This window comes from Streptomyces sp. B21-105 (assembly GCF_036898465.1).
Lineage (GTDB): Bacteria > Actinomycetota > Actinomycetes > Streptomycetales > Streptomycetaceae > Streptomyces.
Map to the genome: position 1 here is coordinate 6,825,901 of NZ_JARUMJ010000001.1, position 12,554 is coordinate 6,838,454.

The following is a 12,554-nucleotide window of genomic DNA, read 5'->3' on the forward strand; positions in this document are numbered from 1 at the left end:
CGGTTTCGGAGGACAGTAGTGACCCGCCCCGACCAGCGTCATTACATCTGAGGGGAATCTGAGCATCACGATCCGATAGCAATCGGACACATGTCGTAGCACTTGTGACCTGCGCGCGTATCGGCCCAGTAACGGTAGCCGCGCGCAACCGGAAGCCACTTGACTGCGTCTCGTCCATCCGCGTGACTGCCATGATGCACGCACGCGTGTGCCGCCGATTCGCGGAGCCGCAGAACCGAACACCCGTTGTAGTGAGTCAGACCGTATGTCCGACGAACCGGAGGAGGCCGGGATGAGACTGCTTCTCGTCGAGGACGACAACCATGTCGCCGCCGCCCTGTCCGCGGTTCTCAAGCGGCACGGTTTCGACGTCACCCACGCGCGCAGCGGCGAGGAGGCGCTGCAGGCGCTCGTCCCGGAGGGGCCCGGCTTCGGCGTCGTCCTGCTCGACCTGGGGCTGCCGGACCAGGACGGCTACGAGGTGTGCGGCAAGATCCGCAAGCGCACCGCCACCCCGGTGATCATGGTGACCGCCCGCTCCGACGTGCGCTCCAGGATCCACGGCCTCAACCTGGGCGCCGACGACTACGTGGTGAAGCCGTACGACACCGGGGAACTGCTCGCCCGTATCCACGCCGTGGCCCGCCGCACCGTCCACGAGGACGCGGCCGCCGAGGCGGAGAGCGCGCTGCGTCTGGGCCCCGTGCAGATCGAGCTGCCCACCCGGCGCGTCACGGTGGACGGCACGGCCGTCCAGCTGACCCGTAAGGAGTTCGACCTGCTGGCGCTGCTCGCGCAGCGACCCGGCGTGGTGTTCCGGCGGGAGCAGATCATCAGCGAGGTGTGGCGCACCAGCTGGGAGGGGACCGGGCGCACCCTGGAGGTGCACGTGGCCTCGCTGCGCGCCAAGCTGCGCATGCCCGCGCTGATCGAGACGGTGCGCGGAGTCGGATACCGGCTCGTCGCGCCGGCCGCTTAGCGGGGACCCCTGTTGAGTACGCGTCTGCTGCCGCTCCTCATCGTCCTGATGGCGGCCGTGCTGCTGGCCCTCGGGGTGCCGCTGGCCATCAGCGTGGCGGGCGCCGAGCAGCAGCGGGTGGTCGTCGACCGCATCGACGACACCGCGCGCTTCGCGGCGCTCGCCCAGTTCGTGACCGTCTCCTCGGGAGTGGACGATCCGACGTCGGCGTCCACGAACGAGCGGCGCGAGACCCTCAGTCGGGAACTTGCCAGCTACTACGACGTCTACGGCATTCGTGCCGGGGTCTTCTACACCACCGACACCCCCATGGCTCATGCCCCGCGCGACTGGTTCCTCCCCGAATCGGGTGAGGTGCGGGACGCGTTCGAGGAGGCGTCGCTCAGCCGGCGCAGCCACGACCCCCGGCAGGTGTGGCCCTGGCAGCGCAACCGGCTCGTGGTGGCCTCCCCGGTCATCCGGGACGGTGACGTCGTCGCCGTCGTCGTCACCGACTCGCCCACCGGACCGATGCGGTCCCGGATCCTGAACGGCTGGCTGGTGATCGGCGCCGGAGAGGCCGCCGCGATGCTGCTGGCCATCGGCGCCGCCCTGCGGCTGACCGGCTGGGTGCTGCGGCCGGTGCGCGTCCTGGACGCCACCACCCACGAGATCGCGAGCGGCAGGCTGAAGTCGCGGGTCGCGGTGGCCGGCGGGCCGCCGGAACTCAGAAGGCTGGCCGGCGCGTTCAACGAGATGGCGGACAACGTCGAGGAGGTGCTGGAGCAGCAGCGTGCCTTCGTCGCCGACGCCTCGCACCAGTTGCGCAACCCGCTCGCCGCCCTGCTGCTGCGCATCGAACTGCTGGGGTACGAACTTCCCGAGGGCAACGAGGAGATCGCCTCCGTCCAGCACGAGGGCAGGCGCCTCGCCCAGGTCCTGGACGACCTGCTGGGCCTGGCCCTCGCCGAGCACGCCGACGCCGACCTGCGGGTCACCGACATCGGCGCGCTGGCCGCCGAGCGGGTCGCCGCCTGGGCGCCCACCGCCACGGCCAAGGGCGTCCGGCTGGTGGGAGACTGCCCGCCCACCACGGCGTGGGCCGACCCGGTGACGCTGTCCAGCGCGCTGGACGCGGTCATCGACAACGCCGTGAAGTTCACCCCCGAGGGAGAGAGCGTCGAGGTCACGGTCATCGCAGTGGGCGGGACCTCCTCGGTCGTCGTCACGGACAGCGGGCCGGGGCTGACCGACGAGGAGCTCACGCGCGTGGGCGACCGCTTCTGGCGCAGCGGCCGCCACCAGAACGTCAAGGGCTCGGGCCTCGGCCTGTCCATCTCCCGCGCCCTGCTCGCGGCGGGCGGCGGCTCCCTGTCGTACGCCCACCACGAGCCGAGCGGACTGACGGCGACCGTGTCGGTACCCCGGTCGCCGACGTCGTAGCGGCGCGTCCTACGGCTTGACGGAGCGGTAGTAGCGCCGGGCGCCCGTGTGCAGTGTGAGCGGGTCGGTGTAGATGGCCGTGCGCAGGTCGACCAGCTGGGCGGAGTGCACATGCGCGCCGATGAGGTCCCGGCTCCTGATGACGGTACGGGTCACCCACTCGGTGAGCCGGGGGTCCACGTCGCTGCGGGTGATCAGCAGGTTGGACACGGCGATCGTCGCCACCGTGGAGCCGTTCTGGATGGTGGGGTAGGCCGACTCGGGCATGTTCGTCGCCCGGTAGTAGCCCGTGGCGTCGTCCTGGTCGTGCATCTTGGCGACGAGTTCGGGGCTGATCGGCACGAACCGGAAGGTGAAACCGTCGGCCAGCGTCTCCAGTCCGGCCGTCGGTACCCCTCCCGACCAGAAGAACGCGTCGATCTTCCCCTGCTTGAGCTGCTCGGGACCGGTGTCGATGCCCCGCTCCACCGCCTTGATGTCCTTCGCCGGGTCCAGGCCCGCCGCCTTGAGGACCCGCTCGGCGATCAGCCGCACGCCGGAGCGGGGCAGGCCCGTCGCCACCGTCCTGCCCCGCAGGTCCGCGAGGGAGTGGATGTCCGAGTCACGGGCCACCACGAGCTGGACGTAGTCGTCGTACAGCCGGGCCACCCCGCGCAGCCGGGCGGCAGGGCCGGGATGCTGCGCCTGGTACGTCTGCACCGCGTCGGCCGCGGCGATGGCGAAGTCCGCCTCGCCCGCCGCCACGCGCGCGACGTTCTCCGGCGACCCGTTGCTGGCCGACAGTTTCACGTCCAGGTCGGGCATGTCCTTGGCGAGCGCGGTGCGCAGCTGGCTGCCGTACGCGTAGTAGACACCGCTCGTCGTGCCCGTGTTGAGGGTGATCGAACCGCTCGGCGGCTCCTCGCCCAGCGGCAGCAGCCACCACAGCAGCAGCCCGAGGACGACGACACCGGCGGCCGTGCCCTGTAGGGCGCGGGCACGGCTCTTGCCGATTCGGGGGAACGACGGGGACATGGGCGCGATCCTGCCAGCCGTCACGCGGTGCTGGCCAGGGCGGGGCGCACCGGGCCGACGGGAAAGGCGGACGGGAGGGACGAGAAGGGCAGAAAGGGTAGAAGGGGCGAACGGGATGGGAAGGGTGGCAGGGGCGGACGGGACGGGAGGGAGGGGTGAGCGCGGGTGTCGGTGGCCGTCGATACAGTCGGGGCATGAGTTCCTCGCCTGCCGACCTGGTCCGTGAGTTCCACCGTGCCTTCGGGCTCGACGCCCGCAGTACGCCCACGCAGGTGTCTCCCGCGTTGGCCGCCCACCGCGGGGAACTGCTCGCCGAGGAGGCCGCGGAGGTAGCCGAGGTGTCCGTCAGCGGGCCCCTGGACCGGCTGGCGCACGAGCTGGCCGACGTCGTGTACGTCGCGTACGGCACGGCCCTCGTGCACGGGATCGACCTCGACGCGGTGCTCGCCGAGATCCACCGGTCGAACATGACCAAGCGGGGCCCGGACGGCCGGATCGCCCGCCGCCCCGACGGCAAGGTCCTCAAGGGCGACCACTACGAGGTCCCGGACGTGTCCGAGGTCCTGCGCCGCCAGGGGTGGACCGGCAGCGCCGACGGCAGCGGCAGCGGCACAAGCAACGGGGCGTGAGGCGGCCGGGGGCGGGCGGTCGGGCCGGGAACAGGGTGATGCCGTGTCGGCCCGGCATCACCGCGTACCCCGCCGCCGCGTCCCCGCCCCAGCCTCCGCCTCCGCCTCAGTCACCCACCCGGGTCTGGGGGCGTGGCTCGGGCTGTGACGTCGGTGTGCTGTCGGCGCGGGGTTGCCCGCGCCGGGACCAGCGGGCCGCCAGGGGTTCCGTGTAGCGGGCGGTGAGGGGGCCCACGATGACCAGGATCAGGACGTACGCCGTCGCCAGCGGGCCGAGCGACGGCTCGATTCCCGCCGTGACCGCCAGTCCCGCGATGACGATCGAGAACTCCCCGCGCGCCACCAGCGCACCGCCGGCCCGCCAGCGTCCCCTGACCGGGATCCCGGCGCGGCGCGCCGCCCAGTACCCGGTGGCGATCTTCGTGGCGGCCGTGACGACCGCCAGGGCGAGGGCCGGAGCGAGAACGGGAGGGATGCTCGCGGGATCGGTGTGCAGGCCGAAGAAGACGAAGAAGACGGCGGCGAACAGGTCCCGCAGCGGGCTGAGCAGGGTGTGCGCGCCCTCGGCGACCTCCCCGGAGAGCGCGATGCCCACCAGGAACGCCCCCACCGCCGCGGACACCTGCAACTGCTGCGCCACGCCGGCGACCAGGATCGTCAGCCCCAGCACCACCAGGAGCAGCTTCTCCGGGTCGTCGCTCGACACGAAACGGGAGATGACCCGGCCGTAGCGCACCGCGGCGAAGAGCACGAGGCCCGCGACGCCCAGTGCGATCGCCAGGGTGACGCTGCCGGCCGCCAGCCCCGCCCCGGCCACCAGGGCGGTGACGATGGGCAGGTAGACGGCCATCGCCAGGTCCTCCAGGACCAGCACGCTGAGGATCACCGGCGTCTCTCGGTTGCCGACCCGGCCCAGGTCGCCGAGTACCTTGGCGATGACCCCGGACGACGAGATCCAGGTGACGCCCGCCAGCACCACGGCGGCCACCGGCCCCCAGCCCAGCAGCAGCGCGACGGCGGCGCCCGGCACGGCGTTGAGGGCGCAGTCGACGAGGCCGGGGCGCTGTCGGCCCAGGAGCGTGAGCGTCACCGTGTCGCCCGGGAGCTGCACGACGAGGTGGGCCAGACCCTGACCGCCGTACTGCTCCAGCTCAAGCGCGTCGCCGACCGGGCCCCGGGGGAACTGCGGGAGGAACTGGGTCAGGCACAGGAGGCCACCCGGGCCGGTCTCGACGAGATCCGCCGCATCGCCCGCCGACTGCGCCCCGGCGTCCTCGACGAGCTCGGCCTGCTCAGCGGGCTGCGCTCACTCGCCGGCGAGTTCACGACGCACGGACTGACGGTGCGCCACGATCTGCGCCCGGGCCTGCCCCCACTGACCGAGGAGACGGAGCTGGTGCTCTACCGCGTGGCGCAGGAAGCCCTCACCAACACCGCACGGCACGCCGGGGCCGACCGCGCCGAACTCCGCCTGTGCCCGGTTCCCGGCGGCGTCGAGCTCCTGGTGCGGGACAACGGCACGGGTCTGGGCGCGGCGGCCGGTGAGGGCGCCGGAATCCGCGGGATGCGCGAACGGGCCCTGCTGATCGGCGCGCACCTCACCATCTCGTCGCCGGCACACGGGACCGGCGGTGGGACGGTCGTACGGCTGCGGGCGGCGGCGGACAACGACCGGGGCGAATCCGTCGGTCGCACCGGAACCGTCGATCCAGCCGCGCTCGTCCACCGGGCGGAGCCGGCACGTCCGGCAGTCTCGGCCCGCCGCACGGACTCGCCGGTCTCTCGGGGAGGCCGCCGGTGACGGACGGCACCCCAGCGACGCCCCCACCCACAACCCCACCGACGCCGCCGCCGACGACTCCACCGAAGACCCCGACGGCCGGATCAGGTGCACCCGGCGCAGGCGTGCCGCCCACGCGCGTGCTGCTGGCCGACGATCACACCCTCGTGCGCAGGGGAGTGCGGCTCATCCTGGACGGTGAGCCCGATCTCACGGTGGTCGCCGAGGCGGGCGACGGGGCGGAAGCGGTCGAGCGGGCCCGCGCGGGCGACGTCGATCTGGCCGTCCTCGACGTGGCCATGCCCCGGATGACCGGCCTGCAGGCGGCCCGTGAACTCTCCCGGCGCCTCCCGGACCTGCCCATCCTCATCCTCACGATGTACGACAACGAGCAGTACTTCTTCGAGGCCCTCAAGGCGGGCGCCGGCGGGTACGTCCTCAAGTCGGTCGCCGACCGGGACCTGGTCGAGGCGTGCCGGGCGGTCGTGCGCGACGAGCCGTTCATCTACCCGGGCGCGGAACGGGCCCTCGTCCGCTCCTACCTGGACCGGCTGCACCGCGGCGACGACGTGGGCGGCCTGCCCGAGCGGCCCATCACCGAGCGCGAGGAGGAGATCCTGAAGCTCGTGGCCGAGGGGCACACCTCCCGGGAGATCGGCGCCCTGCTGTTCATCAGCGCCAAGACGGTCGAACGGCACCGTGCCAACCTTTTGCAGAAGCTCGGCATGCGCGACCGGTTGGAGCTGACCCGCTATGCGATCCGCGCCGGGCTCATCGACCCCTGAGGCGTCGCTGATCGTCCCCGCGCCTCACGGGGACGGGCGTTCTCCGCGACCGCCTACCCTTGACGCATGACCAGCAGCAGTGACCGGAGCCTCGCCGTGGACGCGCCCGCACCCAAGAGCTACGAAATCCGCACTTACGGGTGCCAGATGAACGTCCATGACTCCGAGCGATTGTCCGGACTGCTCGAAGAGGCCGGGTACGTGCGCGCCCCCGACGGGTCGGACGGCGACGCCGACGTCGTCGTCTTCAACACCTGCGCGGTGCGAGAGAACGCCGACAACCGGCTCTACGGCAACCTCGGCCGGCTCGCGCCGCGCAAGGCGAGCCGGCCCGGCATGCAGATCGCGGTCGGCGGCTGCCTGGCGCAGAAGGACCGCGACACCATCGTCAAGAAGGCGCCCTGGGTGGACGTCGTCTTCGGCACGCACAACATCGGCAAACTCCCGGTGCTGCTGGAACGCGCGCGCGTGCAGGAAGAGGCGCAGGTCGAGATCGCCGAGTCGCTCGAGGCCTTCCCCTCCACACTGCCCACCCGGCGCGAGAGCGCCTACGCGGCCTGGGTGTCCATCTCCGTCGGCTGCAACAACACCTGCACCTTCTGCATCGTCCCGGCGTTGCGCGGCAAGGAGAAGGACCGGCGCACCGGCGACATCCTGGCCGAGATCGAGGCGCTGGTCGGCGAGGGCGTCAGCGAGATCACCCTGCTCGGCCAGAACGTCAACGCCTACGGCTCCGACATCGGCGACCGCGAGGCCTTCAGCAAGCTGCTGCGCGCGTGCGGCACGGTCGAGGGCCTGGAGCGCGTCCGCTTCACCTCCCCGCACCCGCGCGACTTCACCGACGACGTCATCGCCGCCATGGCCGAGACGCCCAACGTGATGCCGCAGCTGCACATGCCGCTGCAGTCCGGCTCGGACACGGTCCTGAAGGCGATGCGACGCTCGTACCGGCAGGAGCGCTACCTCGGGATCATCGAGAAGGTGCGCGCCTCGATTCCGCACGCCGCGATCACCACCGACATCATCGTGGGCTTCCCCGGCGAGACCGAGGAGGACTTCGAGCAGACGCTTCACGCGGTGCGCGAGGCACGGTTCGCACAGGCGTTCACCTTCCAGTACTCCAAGCGCCCCGGCACGCCGGCCGCGACGATGGAGGACCAGATCCCCAAGGAGGTCGTGCAGGCGCGGTACGAGCGTCTCGTGGCACTCCAGGAGGAGATCTCCTGGGAGGAGAACAAGAAGCAGGTGGGCCGCACCCTGGAGTTGATGGTCGCCGAGGGCGAGGGCCGCAAGGACGGCGCCACCCACCGCCTCTCCGGCCGCGCCCCCGACAACCGCCTGGTCCACTTCACCAAGCCGGAGCAGGAGGTACGCCCCGGCGACGTCGTGACCGTGGAGATCACCTACGCCGCCCCGCACCACCTCCTCGCCGAGGGTGCAGTCCTGGAGGTGCGCCGCACACGCGCGGGGGACGCCTGGGAGAAGCGCACGGCCGAGAAGGCGGCGAAGCCGGCGGGCGTGATGCTGGGTCTGCCGAAGGTCGGCGCCCCGGATCCGGTGCCGACGGCCGTGGCGAGCGGCTGCGGCTGCGACTGACGGCCTGACGGGAGCGACGGACACGAGCGACGGGACACGAGCGACTCACACGAGCGGGCGGCAACGGTCCGGTCGAGGACCGGCACCGGGTCGTGCCACAGCGTTACCCTGCTGATCATGCTTGTCGCCGCCGCAGTCTGCCCCTGCCCGCCGCTCCTCGTGCCCGAGGTCGCCGCGGGCGCCGCGCCCGAGCTGGACCCCGTGCGCACCGCCTGCTCCGACGCGCTGGCCGTGCTGGCGGCCGCCCGGGCGGACCGGCTCGTCGTCGTCGGGCCCGCCGAGCAGTCGGGACGCGGTCCGCACCCCGAGGGCGCCCGGGGTTCGTTCCGGGGCTTCGGAGTGGATCTCGACGTCCGGCTGGGTCGCGGCGGCGCGGACACGCCCGCCGGACGTGAGCTGCCGCCGTCCCTCGCCGTGGCGGCCTGGCTGCTCGAGTGGGCCGGCTGGTCGGGCGCCCCGTGGAGGGCCTCGGCGTGGGCGAACCGCTCGCAGCCGAGCGGTGCGTCGAGGCCGGCCGGCAGATCGGCGGCGCGGCGGGGCGGATCGCGCTGCTGGTGATGGGCGACGGCAGCGCGTGCCGGACGCTGAAAGCCCCGGGCTACCTCGACGAGCGCGCGGCGCCGTTCGACGCGGCGGTCGCCCGTGCCCTCGGCACGGCGGACGTCGAGGCCCTCAAGGCGCTGGACACGGAGCTGGCCCACGAGCTCAAGGCGGCGGGCCGGGCGCCCTGGCAGGTGCTGGCGGGCGCCGCCGAGGGCACGGAGCCGGCCGGGGCCCTGCTGTACGAAGACGCGCCGTACGGCGTGGGGTACGTGGTCGCGACCTGGTCGTAGCCGCGCGTCCATGACGTCCGGCACTGCACGACGTCCGCCACCTGGTCGCAGCCGCGTCTCCACGACGTCGCGTCACTGACGGCCGACGGCAGGCGCGAGACGTCCCGCCACGGACGGCGGACGGCCGCGAGGCTGTTCGCCACGCGGCCGTCCGCAGCTCGCCGGTTCGGCGCAGGTGTTGCTCAGGAGGCCGGCGGGGGCGTGTTCGGCGGCGTGAAGGTGTCGCCGCCCCCTGCGGAGCCGTCTTTGTGCGCGAGCCGGTCCATGGCTCCCTTGGCCTTGCCGGTGCCCGTGTGGATCCTGTCGCTGTACTTGCCCTTGGTCTTCTCGTCGACGACGTGCGCGGCCTTGTCGATGCCGTGCTGGATCTTGTCCCCGTGCTGGTGCGCGAGGTCCGAGACCTTGCCTTTGGCCGGGGTGAGCTTGGCCTTCAAACTGTCCAAGAGACGCATGGGTCACCTTCCTCGCGGGTTCCTCACGTGCGGGCGCCGTCGTCCGCCGCGCTGTCGGCGGCCTCCTCGGCGGACTGCTGCCGGGGGATCCCGACGCCTTCGCCGGCGGCCGTTTCCGTCTCACTCTCCGGTTCCGGTTCCGGCTCCGTCTTCGACTCTGTCGCCGACTTCCTCTCGGTCCCGGCTCGGTCCCGGTCCCGGGCTCGGTCCCGGGCTCGGTCTCGGGCTCGGTTTCGGCGGCGGTGTCCTCGGCCCTGGCCTCGGCCTTGTCCTCTGCCTCGGTCCCGGCGAGCTCCTGTGTCGGGGAGACCTCGGCCGACTCCTCGACCTCGCCGACGGTCGCCGCCTCCTCCGCTGCGGCTCCTTCCGTCGCCGCCTCCTGCGAGGCCTTCGACCTTCCGAAAAGTCGCTCAAAAACGCCCATATCCACTCCATACGGTACTCGTGCGGGCGAAATCCCGCGTCGGCCGGTGCGTCCGTTCGCGCCACCGGAGGCCGCCGTTCCCGCCAGGGCGACGGGAATCCCGCAACGGGGAACGACGCCGCACCGGCCCCGTCACGTAACTCGTTCGAGGGCGGCCGTGGAGGTTTGCGAGACTGGTGCCGTGAGCAGCGCACCCCCCGCCCCCCGCGTCATCGCCGTCGTCGGACCGACTGCGGCCGGAAAGTCCGATCTGGGCGTCTTCCTGGCCCAGCGGCTCGGCGGCGAGGTCGTCAACGCCGACTCCATGCAGCTCTACCGAGGGATGGACATCGGGACCGCCAAACTGACGGCCGAGGAACGCGGCGGCGTCCCGCACCACCTCCTGGACGTCTGGGACGTCACGGTCACCGCCTCCGTCGCCGAGTACCAGCGGCTGGCGCGGGAGCGGATCGACGCCCTGCTCGCCGAGGGCAGGTGGCCGATTCTGGTCGGCGGCTCCGGCCTGTACGTCCGCGGCGCCGTCGACAACCTGGAGTTCCCCGGCACCGACCCCCAGGTCCGCTCCCGGCTCGAGGAGGAGCTCACGCTGCGCGGTTCGGGAGCCCTGCACGCCCGGCTGGCCGCGGCCGACCCGGAGGCCGCGCAGGCGATCCTGCCCGGCAACGGCCGCCGTATCGTCCGCGCGCTCGAGGTGATCGAGATCACCGGCAAGCCGTTCACCGCCAACCTGCCCGGACATGACTCCGTCTACGACACCGTCCAGATCGGCGTGGACGTGGCGCGCCCGGAACTCGACGAGCGCATCGCCCGCCGCGTAGACCGGATGTGGGACGCGGGGCTCGTGGAAGAGGTCCGCGCGCTGGAGGCCCGGGGTCTGCGGGAGGGCCGTACGGCCTCACGCGCACTCGGCTATCAGCAGGTCCTCACGGCCCTGAGCGGGGAGTGCACGCAGGACGAGGCGCGCGCGGAGACCGTCCGTGCCACCAAGCGCTTCGCGCGCCGTCAGGATTCGTGGTTCAGGCGCGATCCGCGGGTGCACTGGTTGAGTGGGGCCGCGGCTGATCTCGCGGAACTTCCGGAGTCCGCACTGGCGTTCGTGGAGCGACCGGTCACAGCCTGATCACGTCATGGCATCGGGACGCCCAGGCCGTCATCCAGGTCCCCCGCGCCGTGCCATCATCGAGCTTCGATCGACCAAGTGGAGTCCGAGTTGGGAGGGCGCGTGGCGATGGAGGCCGGCCCTCGCGACACCGCACACGGCACCGAACCCCTCACCACCGAGCGTGGTGAACCGGAGCCGGAGGAAGGCCGTCTGAGCCCCGACGGGCCGGACGAGGACGACACCCAGGGCGGCGTGACCGACGACGGTCCCGAGCCCGAGGAGATGTTCGCGAGAGGCCCCGAGGTCGAGGTCGAGCTGCGCCCGCAGCGACGGCTGCGGATCTGGCAGCTCGCGCCCATCGTGGCCCTGGCCGCCACCGGCTCCCTGATGTTCGCCTTCCCGCTCGCCTTCGACTTCGGCGACAGCGGCGCCATGATCGCCATGCTCGGGCTGCTGATCTGCTTCTGCGCGGCCGGATGGGGCATGACGGCCGCCCGCCGCGTCGGTTACACGTGGCCCGGGCTGCCCCCGCGCGGCTCCGGGCGCAGACCGGACTGGCGGGTCGCCCTCGCCTATGTCGTGATGGTCGCGGCAGTGGTGGCGCTGGCCGTCTGGCGGGTCGCCAGGCTGCGCTGAGCTGCCGCGCGGCACGCCGTACGATCGAGGAATGAGCACCCGGATCGCCTTCCTCAAGGGGCACGGGACCGAGAACGACTTCGTGATCGTCCCGGACCCCGAGAACGCCCTAGACCTCTCCCCGGCCCACGTCGCCGCCCTGTGCGACCGCCGCGCGGGCATCGGGGGCGACGGTGTGCTGCACGTCGTGCGCTCCGCGGCGCACCCCGAGGCCGGGCACATGGCCGCCGAGGCGGAGTGGTTCATGGACTACCGCAACGGCGACGGCTCCGTCGCCGAGATGTGCGGCAACGGCGTCCGTGTCTTCGCGCGCTACCTCCAGTACGCCGGACTCGTCACCGACGGCGACCTGGCGGTCGCCACGCGCGGGGGCGTGAAGCGCGTCCACCTTGCGAAGGACGGCGACGTCACGGTCGGCATGGGCAGGGCCCGCCTCCCCGAGGGCGACGTCACGGTGAGCGTCGGGGAGCGCAGCTGGCCCGCGCGCAACGTGAACATGGGCAACCCGCACGCCGTCGCCTTCGTGGACGACCTCGCGCACGCCGGCGCCCTGCTCTCCCCGCCGCCCTTCGGCCCGGCCGCCGCCTACCCGGACGGGGTCAACGTCGAGTTCGTCGTGTACCGCGGCCCGCGGCATGTCGCTCTGCGCGTGCACGAACGGGGCTCCGGCGAGACGCGCTCGTGCGGCACGGGCGCGTGCGCCGTCGCCGTGGCCGCCGCGCGCCGGGACGGCGCCGACCCGGCGGCCACCGGAACGCCCGTCACGTACACGGTCGACCTGCCGGGCGGACGCCTGGTGATCACCGAGCGACCCGACGGCGAGATCGAGATGACCGGGCCGGCCGTGATCGTCGCCACAGGTGAGATCGATGCCCAGTGGCTGGAAAACGCCGTTCGCTGAC

Annotated in this window: 10 protein-coding genes and 3 pseudogenes; 10 read left to right on the plus strand and 3 right to left on the minus strand. The window is 72.5% G+C overall.

Translation table 11 applies throughout. The features are described from left to right. The first annotated feature begins 292 nt into the window (after positions 1–292). On the plus strand, positions 293–979 hold the full coding sequence (locus tag QA802_RS31020; protein ID WP_319170145.1) for a response regulator transcription factor: 687 nt from the start codon (positions 293–295) through the stop codon (positions 977–979). Positions 980–991: 12 nt separating this feature from the next. Further along, complete coding sequence (locus tag QA802_RS31025) at positions 992–2,401, plus strand: HAMP domain-containing sensor histidine kinase (RefSeq protein WP_334529509.1); 1,410 nt, start codon at positions 992–994, stop codon at positions 2,399–2,401. A 9-nt stretch (positions 2,402–2,410) separates the two neighbouring features. Here QA802_RS31025 and QA802_RS31030 read toward each other — a convergent pair whose 3' ends face one another. Beyond that, positions 2,411–3,415, minus strand: a complete 1,005-nt coding sequence (locus QA802_RS31030; protein ID WP_334529511.1) for a TAXI family TRAP transporter solute-binding subunit — start codon at positions 3,413–3,415, stop codon at positions 2,411–2,413. Between the two features lie 194 nt (positions 3,416–3,609). Between QA802_RS31030 and QA802_RS31035 the strand changes: the two genes are divergently transcribed. After that, the gene (locus tag QA802_RS31035; RefSeq protein WP_334529513.1) at positions 3,610–4,044 is read left to right on the plus strand and encodes a pyrophosphohydrolase domain-containing protein; all 435 of its coding nucleotides are present in this window, start codon (positions 3,610–3,612) and stop codon (positions 4,042–4,044) included. A 106-nt stretch (positions 4,045–4,150) separates the two neighbouring features. Here QA802_RS31035 and QA802_RS31040 read toward each other — a convergent pair. Next, a pseudogene (locus tag QA802_RS31040) lies at positions 4,151–5,104 on the minus strand (cation:proton antiporter); the annotation flags it as partial. On the opposite strand from QA802_RS31040, the pseudogene QA802_RS31045 reads away from it, so the two are divergent. The 4 genes and pseudogenes from QA802_RS31045 to QA802_RS31060 all read left to right on the plus strand — a co-directional run. Then, positions 5,096–5,845, plus strand: a pseudogene (locus QA802_RS31045) (sensor histidine kinase); the annotation flags it as partial. The pseudogenes QA802_RS31040 and QA802_RS31045 overlap by 9 nt on opposite strands. A gap of 104 nt (positions 5,846–5,949) precedes the next feature. Continuing rightward, positions 5,950–6,609, plus strand: coding sequence for a response regulator (locus tag QA802_RS31050; RefSeq protein ID WP_334529517.1), 660 nt, complete (start codon positions 5,950–5,952; stop codon positions 6,607–6,609). Between the two features lie 66 nt (positions 6,610–6,675). After that, positions 6,676–8,205 (plus strand): tRNA (N6-isopentenyl adenosine(37)-C2)-methylthiotransferase MiaB, encoded by a 1,530-nt coding sequence (gene miaB, locus QA802_RS31055; RefSeq protein ID WP_334529520.1) that lies wholly within the window; start codon positions 6,676–6,678, stop codon positions 8,203–8,205. A gap of 117 nt (positions 8,206–8,322) precedes the next feature. Beyond that, positions 8,323–9,038: pseudogene (locus QA802_RS31060) on the plus strand (class III extradiol dioxygenase subunit B-like domain-containing protein). A 182-nt stretch (positions 9,039–9,220) separates the two neighbouring features. Here the strand turns inward: QA802_RS31060 and QA802_RS31065 are convergent. After that, on the minus strand, positions 9,221–9,490 hold the full coding sequence (locus tag QA802_RS31065) for an antitoxin (RefSeq protein WP_319170137.1): 270 nt from the start codon (positions 9,488–9,490) through the stop codon (positions 9,221–9,223). Positions 9,491–10,095: 605 nt separating this feature from the next. On the opposite strand from QA802_RS31065, the gene miaA reads away from it, so the two are divergent. The 3 genes from miaA to dapF all read left to right on the plus strand — a co-directional run bounded on the left by miaA (position 10,096) and on the right by dapF (position 12,553). Continuing rightward, the gene (gene miaA / locus QA802_RS31070; RefSeq protein WP_334529524.1) at positions 10,096–11,034 is read left to right on the plus strand and encodes a tRNA (adenosine(37)-N6)-dimethylallyltransferase MiaA; all 939 of its coding nucleotides are present in this window, start codon (positions 10,096–10,098) and stop codon (positions 11,032–11,034) included. 108 nt (positions 11,035–11,142) lie between these two features. Further along, positions 11,143–11,652, plus strand: coding sequence for a hypothetical protein (locus tag QA802_RS31075; RefSeq protein WP_334534994.1), 510 nt, complete (start codon positions 11,143–11,145; stop codon positions 11,650–11,652). Between the two features lie 31 nt (positions 11,653–11,683). Beyond that, positions 11,684–12,553, plus strand: a complete 870-nt coding sequence (gene dapF / locus QA802_RS31080) for a diaminopimelate epimerase (protein WP_334529527.1) — start codon at positions 11,684–11,686, stop codon at positions 12,551–12,553. Position 12,554 lies beyond the last annotated feature (1 nt).